This window comes from Ferrovibrio sp. GW821-FHT12B10 (genome assembly GCF_058807515.1).
Genome location: NZ_JBXAQT010000001.1, coordinates 1648322 through 1670087, shown reverse-complemented (window position 1 = coordinate 1670087; position 21766 = coordinate 1648322). Strand labels below are relative to the sequence as shown.

Annotated in this window: 17 protein-coding genes; 7 read left to right on the top strand and 10 right to left on the bottom strand. The window is 63.6% G+C overall.

Annotated features, from left to right (window positions below; genetic code table 11):
- Positions 1–6 precede the first annotated feature (6 nt).
- Complete coding sequence (locus tag AC1RRT_RS08405; RefSeq protein ID WP_493013334.1) at positions 7–1197, bottom strand: hypothetical protein; 1191 nt, start codon at positions 1195–1197, stop codon at positions 7–9.
- Between the two features lie 270 nt (positions 1198–1467).
- Between AC1RRT_RS08405 and AC1RRT_RS08400 the strand changes: the two genes are divergently transcribed.
- From AC1RRT_RS08400 to AC1RRT_RS08385, 4 genes are all read left to right on the top strand, one after another.
- Positions 1468–2106, top strand: a complete 639-nt coding sequence (locus tag AC1RRT_RS08400; RefSeq protein WP_493013333.1) for a glutathione S-transferase family protein — start codon at positions 1468–1470, stop codon at positions 2104–2106.
- Positions 2107–2187: 81 nt separating this feature from the next.
- Positions 2188–4839: an FG-GAP-like repeat-containing protein gene (locus tag AC1RRT_RS08395; RefSeq protein ID WP_493013332.1), complete on the top strand. Its 2652-nt coding sequence runs from the start codon at positions 2188–2190 to the stop codon at positions 4837–4839.
- Positions 4840–5263: 424 nt separating this feature from the next.
- Positions 5264–7420 carry a methylmalonyl-CoA mutase gene (scpA, locus tag AC1RRT_RS08390; protein ID WP_493013331.1) on the top strand — a complete coding sequence of 719 codons (2157 nt, stop codon included), beginning with the start codon at positions 5264–5266 and terminating at the stop codon, positions 7418–7420.
- Positions 7421–7441: 21 nt separating this feature from the next.
- Positions 7442–7855 (top strand): MAPEG family protein, encoded by a 414-nt coding sequence (locus AC1RRT_RS08385; RefSeq protein WP_493013330.1) that lies wholly within the window; start codon positions 7442–7444, stop codon positions 7853–7855.
- 1 nt (position 7856) lies between these two features.
- On the opposite strand, the gene AC1RRT_RS08380 is transcribed toward AC1RRT_RS08385, so the two are convergent.
- On the bottom strand, positions 7857–8246 hold the full coding sequence (locus AC1RRT_RS08380) for a response regulator (protein WP_493013329.1): 390 nt from the start codon (positions 8244–8246) through the stop codon (positions 7857–7859).
- A 150-nt stretch (positions 8247–8396) separates the two neighbouring features.
- Between AC1RRT_RS08380 and AC1RRT_RS08375 the strand changes: the two genes are divergently transcribed.
- On the top strand, positions 8397–10667 hold the full coding sequence (locus AC1RRT_RS08375; RefSeq protein WP_493013328.1) for a PAS domain S-box protein: 2271 nt from the start codon (positions 8397–8399) through the stop codon (positions 10665–10667).
- On the opposite strand, the gene AC1RRT_RS08370 is transcribed toward AC1RRT_RS08375, so the two are convergent.
- Complete coding sequence (locus AC1RRT_RS08370) at positions 10664–11182, bottom strand: GAF domain-containing protein (RefSeq protein ID WP_493013327.1); 519 nt, start codon at positions 11180–11182, stop codon at positions 10664–10666. The two genes, AC1RRT_RS08375 and AC1RRT_RS08370, sit on opposite strands and share 4 nt — an antisense overlap.
- An 86-nt stretch (positions 11183–11268) precedes the next feature.
- Positions 11269–12978 (bottom strand): GNAT family N-acetyltransferase, encoded by a 1710-nt coding sequence (locus AC1RRT_RS08365; RefSeq protein ID WP_493013326.1) that lies wholly within the window; start codon positions 12976–12978, stop codon positions 11269–11271.
- 317 nt (positions 12979–13295) lie between these two features.
- Here AC1RRT_RS08365 and AC1RRT_RS08360 point away from each other — a divergent pair, with 317 nt between their 5' ends.
- Positions 13296–14744 carry a CYTH and CHAD domain-containing protein gene (locus tag AC1RRT_RS08360; RefSeq protein WP_493013325.1) on the top strand — a complete coding sequence of 483 codons (1449 nt, stop codon included), beginning with the start codon at positions 13296–13298 and terminating at the stop codon, positions 14742–14744.
- A gap of 6 nt (positions 14745–14750) precedes the next feature.
- Here AC1RRT_RS08360 and AC1RRT_RS08355 read toward each other — a convergent pair whose 3' ends face one another.
- Genes AC1RRT_RS08355 through AC1RRT_RS08330 form a run of 6 tightly spaced genes read right to left on the bottom strand, consistent with a single transcriptional unit; the run spans position 14751 to position 20190 of the window.
- On the bottom strand, positions 14751–15575 hold the full coding sequence (locus AC1RRT_RS08355) for a phosphodiesterase (protein ID WP_493013324.1): 825 nt from the start codon (positions 15573–15575) through the stop codon (positions 14751–14753).
- Between the two features lie 21 nt (positions 15576–15596).
- Positions 15597–16643 (bottom strand): ABC transporter ATP-binding protein, encoded by a 1047-nt coding sequence (locus tag AC1RRT_RS08350; protein ID WP_493013323.1) that lies wholly within the window; start codon positions 16641–16643, stop codon positions 15597–15599.
- On the bottom strand, positions 16636–17448 hold the full coding sequence (locus tag AC1RRT_RS08345) for an ABC transporter permease (protein WP_493013322.1): 813 nt from the start codon (positions 17446–17448) through the stop codon (positions 16636–16638). The genes AC1RRT_RS08350 and AC1RRT_RS08345 overlap by 8 nt, the downstream gene beginning before the upstream one ends.
- 4 nt (positions 17449–17452) lie before the next feature.
- Positions 17453–18271, bottom strand: a complete 819-nt coding sequence (locus AC1RRT_RS08340) for an ABC transporter permease (RefSeq protein ID WP_493013321.1) — start codon at positions 18269–18271, stop codon at positions 17453–17455.
- A gap of 60 nt (positions 18272–18331) precedes the next feature.
- Positions 18332–19342, bottom strand: a complete 1011-nt coding sequence (locus AC1RRT_RS08335; protein WP_493013320.1) for an extracellular solute-binding protein — start codon at positions 19340–19342, stop codon at positions 18332–18334.
- A 2-nt stretch (positions 19343–19344) separates the two neighbouring features.
- Positions 19345–20190: a DeoR/GlpR family DNA-binding transcription regulator gene (locus AC1RRT_RS08330; protein WP_493013319.1), complete on the bottom strand. Its 846-nt coding sequence runs from the start codon at positions 20188–20190 to the stop codon at positions 19345–19347.
- 123 nt (positions 20191–20313) lie between these two features.
- On the opposite strand from AC1RRT_RS08330, the gene AC1RRT_RS08325 reads away from it, so the two are divergent.
- The gene (locus tag AC1RRT_RS08325) at positions 20314–21723 is read left to right on the top strand and encodes a sodium:proton antiporter (protein ID WP_493013318.1); all 1410 of its coding nucleotides are present in this window, start codon (positions 20314–20316) and stop codon (positions 21721–21723) included.
- Positions 21724–21766 lie beyond the last annotated feature (43 nt).

Sequence of the window (21766 nt, the reverse complement as noted above, 5' to 3'; positions counted from 1 at the left end):
GGGTGCTCAGCGCCGCCGCGCCTTGCCCGCCGTCTTCACCGCCCGCCGCTTTTTGGTCGGCGCTGTCTTGACTGGCGCTGTCTTGACCGGTGCCGCTTTGCGCCGGTCGCCCTGCGCAGGCGGCGGCATCTGGGCCAGCCTGTAGGCGCGGCGTCCGATCAGGGCGCTGGCATCGTCGTCGGCGGGGATGTTGATATTCGCGGTCGGCTTCGGCGGCTGGCTCGGCGCCGGCGGCAGGTTGCCGGGATCGTAGGCATCGCTGATCAGCACCGGGCTCTGCGCCATCGAAACCGTGGTCAGCGGCGTCATGCCGCCGGGGCCGTTGACCGGCGTCGGCCAGATAGGGTCGGGCGCGTCGGTCGAGGATGCGATGTTCAGTGTCTGGTAGACGGTGAGAATATCGACCAACTGCCAGCGCAGGAAATACTGCGTGACGTCGGTCGTGTTGTGCAGCTCCAGCGATTCATACTGGGTCGATTCCGACGATACCGAAATCTGCTGGAAACTGCTGGAGCTGGCGCTCAGGTTGGCCGACAGGCTGGCCGAGATCGGCCCCCAGCCGAACGAGCTGCTGAGGCCGATGCTCTTCGACACGGACTCTTCATGCGACGAGGTATCCTGCATGCCAGAGACCAGCGTGGTCGAGACCGTGCGCTTGGTCTGCGGCGCCATCGTGTAGGAATCGCTGGCGCGCTGCCAGAACTGTTCACGCACGATCACATTGGGTGGCGTGGTCGAGGTGGTGCCGACGCCGACCAGCACGCGCGGCGAGTCGGTGGGCAGTGGCATGTCAGGCCATGGCACCGGGAACATGCCGATCTGGTTTGGCGGCAGCAGGTTGTTGGCATTGAGGGTGAACGGCGGCGCCAGGTCGGTGGTCGAAGCGCCGTTGGTGGTCGTATAGAGCAGGCAGACGAAGGCGCCGGAAAAGGCGGTGCGGGCGATGAAGAAGGCGTTGGTGATCATGTTGAATACCGTGGGCACGCCGGGACTGAACAGGATCGGCGTTTTGGTGTTGGTGCCTGGCGCGAAATTCAGACACAGCACCTGCTCGCCCGCCGTGGTGACGCCATAGAGATAGAGTGGCACCGGCAATTGGTTCGTCAGGGTGAAATAGCCGCCGCCGCTGTAGTTCTGTCCGAGCCAGCTTGGCGATACCAGCGAGCCGTTCAGCGCGGCGGTTGTATACGGGTCCATGCCTGTCTCCCTCATCACGATGCGCAGGATGCGTATCGCATCTCAGCATTGCGGGATGATGGCGACAAGATAATCCACGCGATGCGCCTTGCGGAGGGCATGAGTTGAATACGCGGGTGTGTTTGATGCAGGGGCGTGATAGTGCATGATGGTGGCCGTCGCCTGCCGGGATATGCCTCTCCGGGATGTGATCGGCGCCGCCCTGTGCCTGGCGGGCACCGGAATTATCTTCTTCGGACCCCAAACCCACGTTTGCATCAGGGACCCATCATGCTCACCGTGCATCACCTCGTCCGCTCGCAGTCCGAACGCATCGTCTGGCTCTGCGAGGAGCTCGGCATTGCCTACGAGCTCAAGCGCTACCAGCGCATGGCCAACAATCTCGGGCCGGCGGACTACAAGGCGCTGTCACCGATGGGCACGGCACCGGTCATTTATGACGGCGATCTGGTGCTGGGCGAGTCTGGTGCCTGCGTCGAGTATATCATCAACACCTATGGCGAGGGCCGGCTCAGCATCCGCCCGGGCCAGCCGAATTATGCCGATTATCTGCACTGGTTCCATTTCGCCAACGGCACCCTGCAGCTCGGCGCCATGCGCATGATGGTGATGCGCCGGCTCGATGCGCCGGCCGATCACCCGACGGCGGTGATGGGCGCGCAGCGTTTCGCGCTGGTGCTCTCGATCATCGATGCGCGTCTGAAAGACGTGCCCTGGCTGGCTGGCGAGCAGTTCACGGCCGCCGATATCATGACGGTGTTCTCGCTCACCACCATGCGGCTGTTCCAGCCCTATGATCTCTCGGAGTACCCCAACATCCTGGCCTACCTGCAGCGCGTGGGCGCGCGCCCAGGATACCAGCGCGCGATGCAGAAGGGCGACCCGGAGATCGAGCCGCTGTTGGGGTGAGGGTCGCCCCCCCTTCAGGTGATTGACAAGTCCGTCATGGATTTCCTAGCTGTCAGTCAGGCATCCGGTCGGGGGAAGACAATGCATAAGACTCACGTGATCATGGCAGCTGCCCTGGTGCTGGTGGCCTTGCCAGCTGCTGCGCAGATGACGCTGCCTGGCAAGTTCGAGGTCACGGATACCGGCTCGGCGTCTTACAGCATTCCGATCAGCGTGGTGCCTGGCACGGCAGGGCTGGAGCCGAAGCTGTCGCTTTCTTACGACAGCCGCGGCGGCAATGGCCTGCTCGGCATGGGCTGGTCACTCTCCGGCCTGCCGTCGATCACGCGCTGCGGCCGCACGATTGTGCAGGATGGCGCGGTGGGCGGCGTGAATTTCGATGCCAATGACCGCTTCTGCCTCGACGGCCAGCGCCTGATTGCCACCAGTGGCAGCTACGGCGCCGACCAGACCGAATACCGCACCGAGCGCGAGAGTTTCTCCAAGGTCGTGAGTTTCGGTAGTGCCGGCAGCGGCCCTGCCTGGTTCAAGGTCTGGACCAAGGCCGGCCTGATCATGGAGTTCGGCAACACCACTGACAGCCGCATCGAGGCGCAGGGCAAGGCCAGCGCGCGCGTCTGGGCCATCAACAAGACCTCGGACACCAAGGGCAATTACTTCTCGGTCAGCTACACCGAGGATAACGCCAACGGTAGCTACCAGCCGGCCCGCATCGATTACACCGGCAATGGCGCGACGGTGCCGACCAACTCGGTGAGCTTCGTCTATGAGGCACGGCCTGACGTGACGCCGCTTTATCAGGCCGGTAGTCTGATCAAGTCGACCCAACGCATGACCAAGGTACAAACCTGGCAGGCAGAGACTCTGGTGCGTGAATACCGAACGGCATATGAAACCAGCCCTAGCACGCAGCGTAGTCGAGTTACCAAGGTGGAACTCTGCGAGGCGACCTCATGCCTCGCAGCCACAAGCATGTCATGGCGCAATGGTGGCGGCGGCTTGATGACGGCGGCCAATCTGGTCGAGAGTTTCCCGGCCACCAACTGGAAGGGGACCTTCGATATCTATCCGGGCGACTACAATGGCGACGGCATTTCCGACCTGTTCGTGGCAGGCGCGAATGAAGCCTATTTCTGTCCCGGCCCCGGCGTTACCACCAGTAATAATTGCGGTGCGGCACTGCCGAACTTTGGCAGCGGCTGGCGCGCCAATTATGCCATTTATCCAGGCGACTATACCGGCGATGGGATCATTGACCTGCTGCTGGTCAGCGATACAGGAATGCATTTCTGCTCAGGCCCTGGCATTGCAGTTGGCAACAACTGCACGCCGATCACGGGCGTCGGCACCGGCTGGAAGACGTCCTACTCAATTTATTCGGCTGATTATAATGGCGACGGCAAAACTGATCTACTCATGATCGGCGACAACGGCACCTATCTATGTGCCGGCCCCGGTTTCACGACCGCGAACAACTGCATTGCTATGCCTGGATATAGCGGTTGGCGCTCTACTTACTCGGTTTCTATTGGCGACTTCGATGGCAACGGTAAATCGAAGGTCTACCTGATCGGCGAGCAGGGTAATTATCTCTGCACGCCAGCCCCGGATCTGGCGTCTCTGCCCTGCACGCAGACGACGGGCGCCAGCAACTGGCGGTCGGCCTATACGACCTATGTCGGTGATTTCAACGGTGACGGCGTGGCGGAACTGTTCTTGACCGGCCTGCAGTCAAACGTCCTGTGCAGTTTCACGCATGGCTCGGCCGCCGTGAATTGCTCAACACTGCCGACCGGCAACAACTGGAAATCGACTTATGCGGTTTATCCCGCCGATTACATAGGCGATGGTTTGACACGGCTTTACATGATCGGGGATGTCAGCGGCAATCATGCTTGTCGGATCACGATGCTACCTTCGGCGGATGTCGTCTGCCAGCAGATATCGGGCTATAGCTTCTGGTTGTCGGCCTATAATGCTTATCCGGGTGATTTCAACGGCGATGGCACCACCGACCTGATGCTGACAAGTGCAAACGGGGTTTACTTTCTGGCTGGCGGTGATCGTCAGGTGGATGTTGTTGAGCGTTTCGCCAGCGCATCCGGTGCGATGTCTGATATTGCGTCGAAGCCGATTTCCGTCGGCTCAGTAATCTATGCCAAGGATATTGCGGGGGCGACTTGCGCCTTCCCATGCCTCGACCTGCAGGGTCCGATGTATGTTGTCTCCGAGGTGAAATCCTCCAACGGCATCGGCGGCGAGTATCGCTCGACGTATCGCTATGCCGGCGCGAAAGCGCATGTGCAGGGCCGAGGCTTCCTCGGTTTCCGCCAGATGACGGTGAAGGACGAGCAGACCGGCGTCGAGCAGGTGACGACCTATCGCCAGGACCATCCCTTCACCGGACTGGTCGCATCGCGCGAGAAGAAGCTGGCGGCCCAGCTTCTGAACCGTTCGACCAACACCTATGGCAGCACCGATCTCGGCGGCACGCGGCGCTATCCCTTCCTCACCGCAAGCCTGGAGGAAAGCTGGGAGCTGACCGGCGCGGCGCTGCCGGCTGTCACCACGACCTATCAGTACGATGCCTTCGGTAACGCCACGCAGGTCGGCGTCTCCACCGGCGACGGCCATGCCAAGACGACGGTGAACACCTACAGCAACGACAGCGCCACCTGGCTGCTCGGCCGCCTGACGCGATCCGAAGTGACGAGTGCGACCCCTGAAAACTGATTGACGGCTGGCGAGCAGCGCGGAAGCCTTGGCTTGAAATTCGGCCCAATTGTTGCTATAATGTTCTAATTATAGTTGCGGATTTCCGCTATTCCCCGGCCCGGCCCCCGGATTTCAAGGACTTGGTACGCCAGATCAATCACTTAGCCGGCTTTTCGCTGGCCCGCGTTGGCTGAAATTGGTCAGAATTGGCTAAAGGTGGCGCGCATTGGCTGGAACAGGCACGCCGCTGGCTCGCATTGGCCGGATTTGGCATCGGCTGGCACCGGGTTGGCGCAACGGGAACGCGCAAGCCGTGTTAGACTGACGATACGGGACTTTGACAGCATCGGGAGCCGCGCTTCATACTGGCTGCTGCACCGCAGCAATTTGAACCAGTCTGCGGCCAAAAAAGCGCAAGTCCGGGACGAAAGTTACAGAGACCATGACCAGCAAAGACGAGATGTCATTCCCAGAAGCCTGGGCCAAGCTCGCGCAGAAAGAGCTGGGCGAGAAGCCGCTGGCCGATGCGGTCTGGCAGACCCCGGAAGGCATCGCGGTCAAGCCGCTCTACACCGCCGCCGATCTCGAAGGCCTGGAGACGGTGAATTCGCTGCCGGGCTTCGAGCCTTTCACGCGCGGCGTGCGCGGCACCATGTACACCAACCGGCCCTGGACCATCCGCCAGTATGCCGGCTTCTCGACCGCCGAAGAATCCAACGCCTTCTATCGCAAGAATCTCGCCGCCGGCCAGCAGGGCGTCAGCGTCGCCTTCGATCTCGCCACCCATCGCGGCTATGACTCTGATCATCCGCGCGTGGTCGGCGATGTCGGCAAGGCCGGCGTGGCGATCGATTCCGTTGAGGACATGAAGATCCTGTTCGACGGCATTCCGCTCGACAAGATGAGCGTGTCGATGACCATGAACGGCGCGGTGCTGCCGGTGCTCGCCTGCTACATCGTGGCCGGCGAGGAGCAGGGCGTCAGCCCTGAGCAGCTCTCAGGCACCATTCAGAATGACATTCTGAAAGAGTTCATGGTGCGCAACACCTATATCTATCCGCCCGCGCCCAGCATGCGGATCATTTCCGACATCATCGGCTTCACCGCCGCCAAGATGCCGAAATTCAATTCGATCTCGATCTCCGGCTATCACATGCAGGAGGCCGGCGCGACCGCCGTGCAGGAGCTGGCCTTCACGCTGGCCGACGGCAAGGAATATGTGCGCACCGCCATTGCAAGCGGCCTCGATGTCGATGCCTTCGCCGGGCGTCTGTCCTTCTTCTTCGCCATCGGCATGAACTTCTTCATGGAGATCGCCAAGCTGCGCGCCGCGCGCTTCCTGTGGACCAGGATCATGAAGGAGTTCAACCCGAAGAAGCCGGGTTCGCTGATGCTGCGCACGCATTGCCAGACCTCGGGCGTCTCGCTCACCGAGCAGGACCCGTATAATAACGTGGTGCGCACCGCGATCGAAGCCATGGCCGCCGTGCTGGGCGGCACTCAGTCGCTGCACACCAATGCGCTGGACGAGGCCATCGCGCTGCCGACGGAATTCTCCGCCCGTATCGCGCGCAACACCCAGCTCATCATCGCCGAAGAGTCTTATGTCACCAAGGTGGTCGATCCGCTCGCCGGTTCGTATTACGTCGAGGCGCTGACCCACGCACTGATCACGCATGCGTCGGCGCTGATCGACGAAGTGGAAGCCATGGGCGGCATGACCAAGGCAGTCGAGAGCGGCATGCCCAAGCTGAAGATCGAAGAGGCCGCGGCGCGCCGCCAGGCCCGCGTCGATCGCGGCGAGGATGTCATCGTCGGCGTCAACAAGTATCGCCCGGCGACGGACGACAAGCCCGAGACCTTGGAGGTCGACAACACCAAGGTGCGCGACAGCCAGGTGGCGCGGCTCAACACCATCCGCAACACGCGCAACAAGCCCGCCGCCGAGAAGGCGATCAAGGCGCTGGAGATCGGCGCCGCCGGCACCGCCAACCTGCTGGAGCTCTGCGTGCAGGCGGCGCGCGCGCGCGTCACCGTGGGCGAGATGTCGGATGCGATGGAGCGCGTGTTCACCCGCCACAAGGCGACCGTGCGTTCGATCGCCGGCGTCTATGGCGCGGCCTATGCCAATGACGAGGGCTTCCGGATGATCCAGAAGGAGATCGAGGCTTTCGCCGCCGAGGAGGGCCGCCGGCCGCGCATGCTGGTCGTGAAGCTCGGCCAGGACGGCCATGATCGCGGCGCGAAAGTGATCGCGACGGCGTTTGCCGATCTCGGCTTCGACGTCGATGTGGGTCCGCTGTTCCAGACGCCGGAAGAGGCCGCGAAAGACGCCATCGAGAACGACGTGCATGTGGTCGGGATTTCCAGCCAGGCGGCGGGCCACAAGACGCTGGTGCCGCAGTTGATCGACGCGCTGCGCAAGAATGGCGCGGGCGACATCCTGGTCATCACCGGCGGCGTGATCCCGCCGCAGGATTACGACTTCCTGCGCAATGCCGGCGTGGCCGGCATCTATGGCCCCGGCACCAATATTCCGCAGGCGGCGGCGGAAATCCTGAAACTGATCCGCCAGCAGCACGTTAAGGCTGCTGAGTAAACCCTAACCCCCGGGTCATTCATGCTGCCTCCCTTCGCCGTCACGCCGCTTTACGCGGCCCTTTGCGGCCTGCTGCTGCTGGCGCTGTCCCTGCGCGTCATCATCCTGCGCGGCCGTCACAAGGTGAGGATCGGCGATGGCGGGCATGACGACCTGCAGCGCGCCATCCGCGTGCATGGCAACTTCGTCGAATATGTGCCGCTGCTGCTGCTCCTGCTGTTCCTGCTGGAGCTGTCGCGCCAGGCGCCGGTCTGGGCGCTGCATATCTTGGGCGCGATGATTTTCCTTGGCCGTATCGCGCATGCCATCGGCGTGGCGACGCAGCGCGGTAACGAGGCCGCGCCGCTGCGCGTGCTCGGCATCTGCTTCACCTTCCTGCCGCTGGCTGTGACCTCGGTCTGGCTGCTGCTCGTGGTGCTGCAGCGCTATATGTGAGTCAGCCGCGCTTGCGCGCCTCGATGCTCTGCAGCGCGGTCTCGACGGCCTGCAGCAGGTCGTCGCGCCGCACCGGCTTGGTCAGCACCTGATCCGCGCCCAGCCGTTCGGCCATGCCGAGCAGCTCCTGCGCGCCGATCCAGCCGCCGCCCGAGATCGCGATCACCGGCAGGTTGGGCCAGCGCTTTTTCACCATGCGCAGCACTTCGACGCCGTCGCGATGCGGCATCAGGATGTCGGTCAGCACGATGTCGGTCTCACCGGCCTCCAGCAGGCTGAGGCCCTGATCGCCGTCGCCGGCCAGCGTGATGGCATGGCCACGGGTTTCCAGATGCGTGCGCAGGATGGTCCGGAATTCCGGATTGTCATCGATGATGAGAATGCGGGCCATTTCTCGGTCCTCCACAGGCTTCACTCAATCGAGTGAAATTGGCGTTGCAAAGCCCTGCGCTTGCCACCATTCTAGCGGTGAATATCGGGGTGGAAAGACATATTTAAGATTGCAAAAGCGCCTTAATTAATCCTGCTGCGGGCACAAGACATGAACAGCGATCTTATGAAGGCCGTTGTTGATACCGCCATCGATGGCCTGATCCTGATTGAAGCCGATGGCCGCATCATCCTGTTCAATCCCGCCTGTGAACGGCTGTTCGGCTACACCGCCGCCGAGGTGCTAGGCAAGAACGTCTCCATGCTGATGCCCGAGCCCGACCGCTCGGCCCATGACGGCTATCTGCGGCATCACCAGACCACTGGCGAGAAGCGCATCATCGGCATCGGCCGCGAGGTGATGGGCCGGCGCAAGGACGGCAGTGTTTTCCCCTTCGAGCTGGCGGTCGGCGAATATGGCGGCGGCGAACGCCCCTGTTATGTCGGCGTGATCCATGACCTCACCAAATACCGCCGCAGCCAGGAGCGCTTCCGGCAGGTGGTGGAGACCGCGATCGACGGCATGATCCTGATCGATGCCGGCGGCATCGTGAAGATGTTCAATCCCGCCTGCGAGCAGCTCTTCGGCTACAGGCCCGCCGAGGTTCTCGGACAGAATATCTCCATGCTGATGCCCGAACCCGACCACTCGGCCCATGACGGCTACCTGCGGCATCACCTGCAGACCGGCGAGAAGCGCATCATCGGTATCGGTCGCGATGTGCAGGGCCGGCGCAAGGACGGCAGCGTTTTTCCCTTCACACTGGCGGTGGGCAGCTTTGTCGAGGATGGGGCGACGATGTTCGTCGGCGTGATCCACGATCTCAGCAAGTATCGCCGTGTCGAGGCGGCCGAGCGCGAAAGCGAGGCGCGCTTTCGCATGCTGGTCGACAGCATTCCCGATTACGCGCTGTTCATGATGGATGCCGATGGCCGTATCCTGAACTGGAATGTCGGTGCAGTGAATCTCACCGGTCACACGCCTGAGGAGGTGATCGGCAGGACCCGCGACATATTCTATACCGAGTCCGACGTCGCCGCCGGCGTGCCGGCCGCAGCGCTCAAGCGCGCCCGCAAGAAGGGCCGCTACGTCAACGAGGAATGGCGGGTGCGCAAGGATGGCCGGCGCTTCTGGGTCAGCGTGGCAATCACGCCGATCCTGAGCGAGGAAGGCAAACTCACCGGCTATGTCAATGTCACGCGCGACATGACCGAACGGCGTCAGGCCGACGAACTGCGCGACCAGTTGCGGCAGGCGCAGAAGATGGAGGCGCTCGGCCAGCTCACCGGCGGCGTGGCGCATGACTTCAACAATCTGCTCGCCGTGATCGTCGGCAACCTGGAACTGCTGGGCGACCGCATCACCGACATGGAAGGCCGCCGCCTGGTGGACCAGGCTTTGCGCAATGCGATCAGCGGCGCCGATCTGACCAAGCGGCTGCTCGCCTTTAGCCGCCAGCAGAAGCTCAATCCGATCCGCCTCGACGTGAACGAGCTGATCGACAGCACCCTCGATATCTTGCGTCGTACGCTGGGCGACGCCATCGCGATCCAGGCCGCCTTGGCCCTCGACGTCTACATGGTCGAAGTCGATCCGGGACAGCTCGAGAATGCGCTGCTGAACATGGCGCTGAATGCGCGCGACGCGATGCTGAGCGTCAGCAGCAAGGGGACACTGACCATCCGCACGGCTGTAACCCACCTGGACGAACCGCGCGTCATGCCCACGCGCATCGCGCCGGTTGGCACCTATGTGATGATCTCCATGCGCGATACCGGCGCCGGCATGACGCCGGAGGTGATGGCGCGCGTCTTCGAGCCTTTCTACACCACCAAGGAGATCGGCAAGGGCAGCGGCTTGGGGCTTAGCCAGGTCTACGGATTCGTCGTGCAGTCGGGTGGCTATCTGGAAGTCGAAAGCCAGCCGGGCTTCGGCACCGAGTTCCGCATCTACCTGCCGGCGCTGGAAGGCGAGCGGCTGTCGGCGCGACGGCCGGAAAATGAACCCGACCGCAAGCTGATCCTCTGTGTTGAAGACAATCCCGACGTACGCGCCACCATCATCGCGCTGCTCGGCAATCTCGGCTTCGCCGTGCTGCCGGCCTCCAGTGCGCAGGAGGCGTTGGCCGAGCTGCGGCGCGGCCTGCCCATCGACCTGGTGCTGACCGACATGGAGATGCCGGGCGATATGGATGGGCTGGGGCTGGCCGAACGCCTGGTTGCCGACGATCCGAGCATGCCGGTGCTGTTCATGTCGGGCTCGGTCGAAAGCCAGCGGCTGCACGGCACGCGCTTCGAGCATGTGACGCAGATCCTCTCCAAGCCGGTGCGCAAGGCCGACCTCGCCGAGGCGATCAAGAAGCTGCTGGCGAAACGCGATTAGGCGATGGGAAGGCGGCCAAGCTGGCGCAGGCTGGGCGTCGCCAGCTCGGTGATCTGGTAGAGCTGCAGGATATCGGCTTCGCGCCAGTCGCGCGGGCGATCCTGTTCGGCCGAGATGATGGCCAGCGGTTCGCCATCGGCATCGGTCACCAGCGCATCGATCAGCGCGCGGATGCCGGTCGACTGCGCATAGGGCGCGCCGAGGTTGCGGGTGGCCGGATGCTGCGCATAGTCGGGGATCACCAGCAGGCGTTCCGTCCGCATAATCTCGAAATAGAGCGGCACGCCGGCCGCGGTCAGAACAGTGTCGGGCGGAAACTGCCGGCCGCGCTGGTCATAGAGACTGCGGCAGTGAATGGCGTCAGCAGCCAGGGTGAAGCGCCAGATGCTGGCCCGGGTGCAGCCCAGGCCTTCAACGATATCGCGGCAGATCGCCTGGAAAAGCTCCTGCGGCTCGGCGTCGCCGGAGATCGGGAGCGGCGCCCTGTTCTGGAGCGCGGCGCGGGTATGCTGCATTCTCGGCCAGTCCGATGACGGATGATCTGGCCACAAACCTAGGGCGAATAGCAGAAAAAGTCACCACTTTAAGCCTGTAAACCAGGCTATTCGGCCGCCTCCCGCCGGCCGTTCGCCCCTGTATCCCGTCTCCCGGCCTCGCGCGGACCGCCGGATGCCTCCTTCCAGGTGACGTTGTAGAGGTCGAAGCGGCGGTCCTTCAGGTTCTGCACCGTGCCGCTCTGCCGCGCCGCCGCCAGGCTGTCGAGATTCACGTCGGCGATCGCCACCATCTCGACATTCGGCGTGGTGTCGGCGGCGATGCCGTCACGGGCGAAGGCGAAGTCGCAGGGCGTCAGCACGCAACTCTGGGCATATTGGATGTCCATGTTCTCGACGCTGGGCAGGTTGCCCACATTGCCGGCCATCACGACGTAGCACTGGTTCTCGATGGCGCGGGCCTGGGCGCAGAAGCGGACACGCTGATAGCTCTGTCGCTCGTCCGTGCAGAAGGGCACGAACAGGATTTGCGCGCCCTGGTCGGTCAGGTGACGGGCAAGTTCGGGGAATTCGGCATCGTAGCAGATCATCACGCCGATCGGCCCGAAGTCGGTTTCGATCACATTCGAGCTGTCGGCACCGCTGATGTTCCACCAGTAGCGTTCGTTCGGCGTGGGATGGATCTTGCGCTGCTCATGCACGGCGCCGTCGCGCAGGCAGACATAGCAGATGTTGTATACATGGCCATCGACCGGATCGCGGGTCGGATGCGAGCCGCCGATGATGTTGATGTTGTAGCTGACCGCCAGTTCGCTGAACAACGCCTTCACCCGTTCGGTGTAGCGCGTCAGCGCCGCCACTGCCTCGGCGGCTGGCGCGTTACGGTTCTCGATCGACAGCAGCTGCAGCGTCAGCAACTCGGGGAACAGCACGAAATCGGCTTTGTAATCCGCCACCACATCAACGAAATACTCGACCTGCTTGGCGAAATCCTCAAACGAGGAAATCTGGCGCTGCTGGTATTGCACGGCAGCGACGCGCGCGGCGCGGGCGCGCAGCGGTGGCTTGTCTGGCGTGTGGTGTATGGCGTCGCCGAATTCGGGGTTGCGCCAGACCATATGCGTGGCGAAGCCACGCGATTCATGGTCGTTGTCCATATAGGCGCGCAGTACGCCCAGCGGCTCGAAATTGTTACGCATCTGGAAATTGATGACGGGATCGCGCAGGCGGCCGCTCAGCACCAGCTCCAGATACTTGTCGGCCGAGCGCAGCTGCATCCAGCGCCGGTTCAGGCCAGGCATGCGACCGCCAAACACGATGCCCTTCAGATGCAGGTGCTGGCAGAGCTGCTTGCGCGCGTTGTACAGGCGCTGGCCCAGGCGCAGGCCGCGATAGTCGGGATCGACGCAGACTTCCAGGCCATAGAGCCAGTCGCCATGCGCATCGTGGCGCGCGGCATAGCCGCGGCCGGTGATGCCTTCCCAGTCATGCGGCTTCAGTGCCAGCTTCTCGGTGATGCGGAAGGTGGCGCAATAGCCGACGACGGCACCGTCATAGACGGCGACGAACTGGCCTTCGGGAAAATGATGCTGATGGCCGCGCAATTGCGCCGTGGTGTAGCCGCCCTCGGTGGCGCCGTAGACTTTGTCCGACAGGGCGCGGATGCCGGGGATGTCGTGCGGTGTGGCGTTGCGCAGCATCAGCCGCGGCTTCTCGACAGCCGAGGCGGCGCCGGGTTTCCGCGTGCTCTGGCGTTTGCGGGGCGCGCTCGGCTGCACCAGCTTGATCGGGGCTTTGGGAGATTTGGCTTTGCTCATGGGACCGCTTTCTGTGTGCGGGACAGAAACGACACAGACGCAGCCAAATTCCGGCGCCATCGACGGAAGCCGGGCCGGAAGGTGAGCAAGATGCGGGAAGGATTGGGGAAATGAGGGGCCGTCCGGCGGGTCCGGGGGAAAGACCATGATGCCGGACGGCCCGGCAGGCTGCGAAAATTGCCGCCTGAAGTGTATTCAAGTCGACAAAAGGGGCGGAATTGAGGCGGCTTGGAATGCTCCGTTTCGCAGAACTGTAACAATCGTAAACGCCTGAGTTCATTGACCCTTTCAGAACCGCTCCGATAGAGTCCGCCGCCATGAGCGACTTGCCCGCGCTGCTGCGTCTCGGCCTTGCCCCGGGCTCGCTGAAATCCCTCCGCCAGCATCCGCTGCTGGCCGGGCGGCCCGTCCGTCGCATTCAGTCACAGCTTCGCCTTCTCGATACGGCCGATCGCCGATTCGCCGCAGCCGGCTGGCTTTGCCTCGGCACCGAGGATCGCGCCGGTCTGCGGCATGTGATGCTGCCGGTGTCGGGCCAGCCGCAGCCCGATGCGCCGGCGGTGGATGGCGAGCTGCAGCTGCTCGCCGATGGCAAGCTGAGCGGGCAGTCGATCAGCCTTGAGCGCGACGGCCAGACGCTGGACGTGCAGAGCCACATGATTGAATTGCAGCGCGGCAAGCAGACGGTCAGCTATGAGGCGCTGGTGCTGCAGGGCGCGGCGGATTCCGCCGCCGATGCCATGCATGCGCTGGCGGCTGAACTCAGCCTCGATCTGTCCTTGCGCTGGACCGGTGCCGCGCCGCTGGTGCAGGCGGCGGCCGATCTCGGTGTCGTCGAACCGCCTGCCTTGCGCGCCGCTGTTTTCGATACGGCGCTGAATGAAGAGTCCGATACGGCGGTGGCCTTCGTCGCCATCGCACGCCAGTGCCTGGCGCAGTTCGATGCCAATATCGCGCCGGTGCTGCGCGATCGCGATATCGAAGGCGTGCACCAGATGCGCGTGGCGCTGCGTCGCCTGCGGTCGGCCATCGGATTGTTCGCCGACATGCTGGATGGCGAGCGACTGTCGCCGCTGCTGGAAGACCTGCGCTGGCTGAACGGCCCGCTCGGCCGCAAGCGCGACCTCGATGTCTTCATCACCGAGACGCTGGTGCCGCTGCAGGGCCTGCCGCAGGCGCCCAAGGGCCTGACGCATCTGGCCACCGTGCTGGAGGACCGGCGCGTGGCGGCGCAGGAGGCCCTGCAATCCGCGCTGCTGGCGCCGCGGCTGGCCGCCTTCCGCCTCAATTTCGAAACCTTCCTCGACGCCGTGCTCGAAGGCAGCGCGGTGAAGGCGGCCGAGATCGCCGCCCTGCCGGTGCCGCGCTTTGCCGCAGGGGTGCTGCAGCGTCGCCGCAAGAAGCTGCGCAAACTGGGCAAGCAGCATGAGGCGCTGGAGACAGACGCGCTGCACGAACTGCGCATCCGCGCCAAGAAGCTGCGGTATGCGGCGGAATATTTCCGCGCCGCCTTCAGCCGCAAGGAAAGCCGCCGCTTCATCGCGGCGTTGGCGCAGCTGCAGGATTGCCTGGGCGCGCTGAATGACAATGCCGTCGGCACCACGCTGATCAGCAACATCCTGCCGCCGCCGGCGCGTGATCCAGCCGCCGCCGCCATCGCCGCCTGGTTCGCCGGGCGGCAGCAGCTGCAGCTCGCGCATCTGGGCACGGCTTGGAAGGCCTTCGACCGGATCAGGCCGTTCTGGAAGGACGCGCTGGAGGACTGAGCGCGCTCAGTCGATCAGATTGCCGTCGGGGCCGTGGAAGGGATGCGGCCCGTCGTAATCGCCGATCGCCACGGTATGGCTGACCAGCCGGTTGTCATGCCACCAGTGCAGCATGTAGCCCGGCGGCTCCATGGTGAAGCGGCTGGGCGCGTCGTTATCGATATCGAGCGCCACCTGATGTGCCGGGCTCGGACAGGTCAGCGCCGTGCGGCCACCGATATCGGCGCGGATCACGCGGTGCAGATGGCCGCAGAGGATCAGCTTGATCTGTGGATATTGGGCGACGACCTTTTCAAAACCGTCGGACCCCTTGAGGCCGATCTTGTCCATATGGCCGATGCCGGTGATGAACGGCGGATGATGCATCATCACCAGGGTTGGGGCATCGGGCTTTTTGCTGAGCGTCTCATCCAGCCAGGCCAGGCGCTTGTCGCAGAGTTCGCCGCCGCCCTGGCCGGGGATCACGGTATCCAGGCCGATGATGCGTAGCGGATACTCGTCCTCGATCGCGAACTGCAGGAAACTGCCGCGCTCGCGCGGCAGGTAGCCGCCGCCGGCAAAGGCATCGCGCATCGCGTCGCGGTCGTCATGGTTGCCGGGGATGGCGATGATGCGCTGCCGGATCGGCGCGAGGATGGCTTTCAGATGATCGTATTCGTCGGGGCGGCCGAGATCGACCAGGTCGCCGGTCAGCAGGATCAGGTCGGGCTGCTGCTTCAGCGTGGCCAGATGCGCCACGCAGCGTTCCAGCATCGTTGCCGTGTCGACCTTCCGGTAAGCCAGCTTGCCCGGCAGCTTGATATGGGTATCGGTAATCTGGGCGATCAGCATGGGGCGCTGCTCCTTACTCTTTTACAGAACCAGTATACCGCGCGGGTCGATGGCCAGGCCAACCTGTTCACCATGACTGAAATCGCGGCGCACCGTGCTTTCCACCACCAGCGGCTGCTGCTCGCCGGCATCGACGAACAGCCGCGTGCGGTCGCCGAGGAAGAAGGCGGCGGCGATGGTGCCACGTAAACCGGTCTGCTCGCCCGGTTCGGCGATGCGGATGTCCTCGGGGCGGAACAGGATTTCGGTGACATTGGCCGGTGCATCGGCCCAGGGCAGGTCGCCGGCGCGACAGGTGAAGACGCCGTTGCGGGCGCCACCGTTCAGCCGGTTCATGGTGCCGATGAAATCGGCGACAAAGCGCGTGGCAGGCTTCTGGTAGATCTCGCGCGGCGCGCCGATCTGGGCAACGCGCCCATGTTCCATGACGACAATGCGGTCGCCCAGTGCCATGGCCTCGGCCTGGTCATGCGTCACGTAGATCGCCGTGATCTTGAGCGAGCGCAGCAGCGTGTCGATCTCCAGCCGCAGAGTGTCGCGCAGCTTGGCGTCGAGTGCGGTGAGCGGTTCGTCCAGCAGCAGCGCGCGGGGCCGCACGGCCAGTGCACGCGCCAGCGCCACGCGCTGGCGCTGGCCACCGGAGAGCTGGTCGATCTTGCGGTTGGCCAGCTTCTCGATCTGCATCATTCCCAGCATCTCGCCGACGCGGGTGCGAATCTGCTCGGCCGGCATTTTGCGGATCTTCAGGCCATAGCCGATATTCTCGGCCACCGTCATGTTGGGGAAGAGCGCGTAGGACTGGAACACCATGCCGACGTTGCGCTGCTCGATCGGGATAGCGGTCACGTCCTTGCCGTCGAACAGCACCTTGCCGCCGGCGTCAGGCTCTTCCAGGCCAGCGATAATCCGCAAGGTCGTGGTCTTGCCGCAGCCCGAGGGACCGAGGAAGACGACCGTTTCGCCGGCATTGATCGACAGATCGAGCGGCTCCAGCGCGCGCGTACCGTCGGCAAAGGTTTTCGCGCAACCGGTCAGCGCGATCGACATCGGGATGAACGGATCACTCATGGGTATCGTCCTCGGCAACGAATTTCTTCAGGCGTGGCTGCGCGAAGGCCTGCAGGGCCAACAGCAGCGGCATGATCATCAGGAAGAAGACCAGGGTATAGGCGCTGCCGATCTCAAGTCGGAGCGACGCATAAGCGTCGGCCAAGCCAACAGGCAGCGTCTTGGTGAAGGGCGTGTGCAGCAGCCAGGTCATGTTGAACTCGCCCATTGACAGCGTCACCACCATCAGCGAGCCGGCAAGAATGCCGGCACGGCAGTTGGGCAGAACGATGTCGCGGAAGCGGGCGAAGAAGCCGGCGCCCAGCGAGGCCGCGCCTTCTTCCAGCGTCTTCAGGTCAATCGCCATCAGCACGGCCAGCACGCTGCGCACCATGAAAGGCAGAGTGAACAGCACATGGCCGACCAGGATGAACAGCCAGCTGGTGCGGAAGCCCGACAGGCCGCCATAGGTGACGATCAGCGCCAGCGCTGTCGCCAGCCCCGGCACGGCGACCGGCATCACCAGCAGTTCCTCGATGGCGCGGCTGAGCGCGCTCTGGCGGCGTGCCAGCACGTAGGCCGTCGGGATACCGAGGACCAGTGTGACGGCTAGGCAGGCCAGCGAGATGCCGATGGAGAGGAAGATGGTGTCGCGATAGCCGTTCCAGACCTCCATCACCCAGCGCAGGGTCAGCCCGCTTTCGATGCCGACCAGATAGTTCACGGTCAGACCGGCCATCACCGAGAGGATCACCGGCACGATCAGGAAGGCGCAGACGATCAGCGTGAAACCGAGCTGCAGGATGAAAAGCCACTTCTTATGCATGGTCCTAACCCGCCGCCGCGACGGTGCCGCCGGCGGCCGTGCGCGCCAGCGCCAGCACGATCCAGGTCACCGCGCCGAGCACGAAGCTGAGTGCTGCCGCCATGGCGATATTGGCCGACAGCGTGAACTCGGTGTAGATCACCATCGGCAGCACGTTGATGCGTGCCGCCAGCGTGAATGCCGTTCCAAACGCGCCGACAGCGGTGGCGAAGCAGATCGCGCCGGCTGAAATGAAGGCAGGCTTTAAGCCCGGGATGATCACGTCCGTGACGACGCGCAGCGGCGAGGCGCCAAGCGAGCGCGCCGCTTCCTCAAGCTTGGGGTCGAGCTTCTCGGCGGCGGCCATCACGGTGAGGATGGTGCGCGGGATCGAGAAATAGACATAGCCCATGAACAGGCCGGCCAGTGAATAGGCGAAGACGATCTTGTCGCCGGTCAGCGCCTCGGCGACGCTGCCGATCAGGCCCTGGCGGCCGGCCAGCATGATCACCATGAAGCCGATGACGACGCCGGGAAAGGCGAGCGGGAAGGTCAGCATGGCGACCAGCGCGCCGTTGCCGGGAAACTTGTGGCGCTGCAGGAACACGCCCGCAATGCCGCTGATGAGCAGGGTCACCACGGTGGTCAGCACCGCGACGACCAGCGTGGCCAGTAGGCTGTTGAAGTAATTGGCGTTGGTGATGATGGCGGCATAGGCGGCCCAACCGTCCTTGCCGCTGCCGCCGATCAGGAACAGCTCGGCCATCGGAATCAGGAAAAAGGCCGCGAAGAAAATTCCAGCCGGCAGCAGGAGCAGAATCAGGCGTCGCGTTTCGCGTTGCATTTTTTACGGTATTCCTCCCCGGAAGGAACGGGCGGCCCGGTGACAGACCGCCCGCAATGCTCAGTTCACTTCCTTGTTGTAGCGGTCGACGATCACCTTCTGGGCGGTCGCCAGCTTCTTCAGATCGATCGGCTTGGCGCGGGCATAGTCGGCCTCGGGCAGGAACTTCGCCTTGGCTTCGGCCGAGAGATGCTGTGCGAAGACCGGACGCAGATAGGCATTGCCCCACATGGTCTGGCTTTCATCCGAGAGCACGAAATCCAGCACCTTCTTGCCGTTCTCGGCATTCGGACCCTTGTTGGTCAGGCCCATCACATAGGGGAAGACCACGCTGCCTTCCTTGGGGATCACGAATTCGATCGGCGCCTTGTCGGTATACTTGCCGCGATAGGCGTTGAAGTCGTAATCGATCAGGATCGGAATCTCGCCCGAGATCACGCGGGCATAGGATGTCTGCTTCGGCACGATCGGCTGGTTCTTCTGCAGGTCCTTGAAGTACTTGATGCCGGCATCGAGATTCTCGTAGGAGCCGCCAAGCGCCAGGTTCACCGCCATCACGCCGAGCTGGCCAACGGCCGCCGAGGTCGGATCGAGGTAGCCGACCAGGCCCTTGTATTCCGGCTTCTGGAGATCGGCCCAACTCTGCGGCACCGGCTTGCTGCCCAGCGCCTGCTTGTTGATGAACAGGCCAAGCGTACCGGAGTGGATGGTGAACCAGTTGCCGTCCGGATCCTTCAGGTCGGCCGGAATCTTGTCCCAGTTCTTCGGCTTGTAGGGCGAGAGCACGCCGGCATCCTTGGCCGGATCGGCGGCGATGCCACCCAGGTAGGTCACGTCGGCGACCGGATTGGCCTTCTCGGCGATCAGGGCCGCGATGGCCTGGCCGGAATTCTTGTTGTCCGGCGGCACGGTGATGCCGAGCTTGGACTGGATCGCCTTGAGCTGCGAACCCCAGTCGGCCCATTCCGGCGGGCAGTTGTAGCAGACCGCACGCTGCTGCGCGTTCGCGTCCGCGATGCCACCGAGGGCGGCGAGGCCCAATGCGGTGGCGAGAAGAATACGTTTGAACATGATCAGCCTCTCCCGTTTGTGTGATGCTGTGTGGATGCAGCGGTGGCGGCGTCGTCGGACCAGACGACGAGACGGACGCCGGCATCGCGCAACTGGTCGGCGATGGCGGCGGGAACCGGGCGGTCGGTGAATACCGCATGCGCCTCGGTGATATGACCGCCGCGCACGGTGGCGTTGCGGCCGAATTTCGAATGGTCCAGCACCAGGAAGCGCTGGCGGCAATGCTGCGCCAGGCTCTGGCGCATATGCACCTCGTCGGGGCTGAAATCGAGCAGCGTGCCGTCATCTGCCACGCCAGCGACACCGAAGATGCCGATATCGGCGGAGTAGCGGCTGAAGAAGCCATGCGCCTCGCCGGCGATCACGTCGCGGTCGAGGTTGCGCATGCGGCCGCCGGCCAGCGTGATCTCGCAGGCGGGATTGCGCGCCAGCGCGATGGCGACGTTCACGTTGTTGGTCATGGCGCGCAGGTTGAGGTGATCGACCAGCGCGAGCGCGCATTGCTCGGGCGTGGTGCCGATGCCGAAGAACAGCGAAGCGCCCTCGGGCACCTGCTGCGCCACCAGTTCGCCGATGCGGCGTTTGGCCTGGTAGTTCAGCACCTGACGGGCGGGATAGGCGAGGTTCTCGCCTTCGGGCGGCAGCTCGACGCCACCATGTTTCCGGCGCAGCAGGCCGCGGTCGCAGAGCAGGTTGACGTCGCGGCGGATGGTCTGCGGCGTCTTGTCGAACTGCGCTGCCAGCGCATCGATGGTCTGATAGCCATCGCGCCGCACCAGCTCGATGATGGCGCGCGCGCGGTCGTCGGCCGAAAGGTCGGCGCCCATGCTGGTCGTTTCCTGTCCCATGTGGCCTGTCATGCGCGAATGAACATGCAGGCCGTTTATTTCGTTAAAATGACATTCACATGAAAATTCTGATTACGTCAAATGAACATTGTTTTGCAGTGCGAAAGGATGGCAGTTTGACTCATGACCTCGCGTCGCATGCTGCGTCTGCCTCCGGTTGTCATCCTGCTGTTTGCTGCACCGGTGCGTGCCGCTGGCATCGATGGTGCAACCCTTGATCTCCTCTGGGGCCTGCCGTTTGCCGGCATGTTGCTGTCGATCGCGCTGCTGCCGCTGATCGCGCCGGCCTTCTGGCATCATCACTACGGCAAGCTCGCTGCGCTCTGGGCGCTGGCCTTCCTGATCCCCTATGGCTTGCGCGACGGCATCGGTGCGGCCGCGCATGTCGTGGTCGATGTGGCGCTGCTGGAGTACCTGCCTTTCACCATCCTGCTGCTGGCGCTGTTCACCATCGCCGGCGGCGTGCGTATCACCGGCAATCTTCACGGCAGCCCGGCGCTCAATACCGGCCTGCTGGCGCTGGGCACGCTGCTGGCCAGCATCATGGGCACCACGGGCGCGGCGATGCTGCTGATCCGGCCGCTGATCCGCGCCAATGACAACCGCCGGCACAATGTGCATGTGGTGGTGTTCTTCATCTTCCTGGTCGCCAATATCGGCGGCGCGCTGACGCCGCTGGGTGATCCGCCGCTGTTCTTAGGCTTTCTCAATGGCGTCGACTTCTTCTGGACGCTGAAGGCGATGTTGCTGCCCACCCTGCTGCTCAGCGGGATCCTGCTGGTCGCCTTCTACCTCATCGACCGCCATTACTATGTGAAGGAGGACGTCACGCCCGATCCGACGCCTGACACCACAGGCATCGGCATGGAGGGCGCGATCAATCTTGTGCTGCTCGGTGGCGTGGTCGGCGCCGTGCTGCTCTCGGGCGCCTGGAAACCCGCTTGGGATCTGAGTGTTTTCGGCGTGCGCGTCGAAGCGCAGAACTTGGCGCGCGATGCCATCCTGCTGGCGCTGGCCGGGCTGTCGCTGCTGATCACCAACAAGGACAGCCGCAACGCCAACGGATTCAGCTGGGAGCCGATCGCCGAAGTGGCCAAGCTGTTCGCCGGCATCTTCCTCACCATCGTGCCGGTGATCGCCATCCTGCGTGCCGGGCCGGAAGGCAGCTTGCAAGGCCTGATCGCGCTCAGCACCAATGCCGATGGCGCACCACGCGACGAGATGTATTTCTGGCTGACCGGCCTGCTGTCGGCCTTCCTGGATAACGCGCCGACCTATCTGGTCTTCTTCCATATGGCCGGCGGTGATGCGGCGACCCTGATGGGGCCGCTTGGCATGACCTTGCTGGCGATCTCGATGGGCGCGGTCTACATGGGTGCGCTCACCTATATCGGCAATGCGCCAAATTTCATGGTGAAAGCCATTGCCGAACAGGCCGGCATCCGCATGCCCGGCTTTTTCGGCTACATGCTGTGGTCCTTCCCGCTGCTGCTGGTGCCCTTCGCGCTGCTGACCCTGATCTGGTTCCTGTAGGCACTAAAGTGCGCGCCGCGAGTTGCTGTCAGGTCACTGCCGC

Bases quoted from the DNA above. Each gene is read 5' to 3' on its own strand.
- AC1RRT_RS08405 (WP_493013334.1), bottom strand. From the start codon at position 1,197: ATGGACCCGTATACAACCGCCGCGCTGAACGGCTCGCTGGTATCGCCA.
- AC1RRT_RS08360 (WP_493013325.1), top strand. From the start codon at position 13,296: ATGAGCGACTTGCCCGCGCTGCTGCGTCTCGGCCTTGCCCCGGGCTCG.
- AC1RRT_RS08375 (WP_493013328.1), top strand. From the start codon at position 8,397: ATGAACAGCGATCTTATGAAGGCCGTTGTTGATACCGCCATCGATGGC.
- AC1RRT_RS08325 (WP_493013318.1), top strand. From the start codon at position 20,314: ATGACCTCGCGTCGCATGCTGCGTCTGCCTCCGGTTGTCATCCTGCTG.
- AC1RRT_RS08385 (WP_493013330.1), top strand. From the start codon at position 7,442: ATGCTGCCTCCCTTCGCCGTCACGCCGCTTTACGCGGCCCTTTGCGGC.
- scpA (WP_493013331.1), top strand. From the start codon at position 5,264: ATGACCAGCAAAGACGAGATGTCATTCCCAGAAGCCTGGGCCAAGCTC.
- AC1RRT_RS08365 (WP_493013326.1), bottom strand. From the start codon at position 12,978: ATGAGCAAAGCCAAATCTCCCAAAGCCCCGATCAAGCTGGTGCAGCCG.
- AC1RRT_RS08330 (WP_493013319.1), bottom strand. From the start codon at position 20,190: ATGGGACAGGAAACGACCAGCATGGGCGCCGACCTTTCGGCCGACGAC.
- AC1RRT_RS08345 (WP_493013322.1), bottom strand. From the start codon at position 17,448: ATGCATAAGAAGTGGCTTTTCATCCTGCAGCTCGGTTTCACGCTGATC.
- AC1RRT_RS08395 (WP_493013332.1), top strand. From the start codon at position 2,188: ATGCATAAGACTCACGTGATCATGGCAGCTGCCCTGGTGCTGGTGGCC.
- AC1RRT_RS08340 (WP_493013321.1), bottom strand. From the start codon at position 18,271: ATGCAACGCGAAACGCGACGCCTGATTCTGCTCCTGCTGCCGGCTGGA.
- AC1RRT_RS08370 (WP_493013327.1), bottom strand. From the start codon at position 11,182: ATGCAGCATACCCGCGCCGCGCTCCAGAACAGGGCGCCGCTCCCGATC.
- AC1RRT_RS08380 (WP_493013329.1), bottom strand. From the start codon at position 8,246: ATGGCCCGCATTCTCATCATCGATGACAATCCGGAATTCCGGACCATC.
- AC1RRT_RS08335 (WP_493013320.1), bottom strand. From the start codon at position 19,342: ATGTTCAAACGTATTCTTCTCGCCACCGCATTGGGCCTCGCCGCCCTC.
- AC1RRT_RS08350 (WP_493013323.1), bottom strand. From the start codon at position 16,643: ATGAGTGATCCGTTCATCCCGATGTCGATCGCGCTGACCGGTTGCGCG.
- AC1RRT_RS08400 (WP_493013333.1), top strand. From the start codon at position 1,468: ATGCTCACCGTGCATCACCTCGTCCGCTCGCAGTCCGAACGCATCGTC.
- AC1RRT_RS08355 (WP_493013324.1), bottom strand. From the start codon at position 15,575: ATGCTGATCGCCCAGATTACCGATACCCATATCAAGCTGCCGGGCAAG.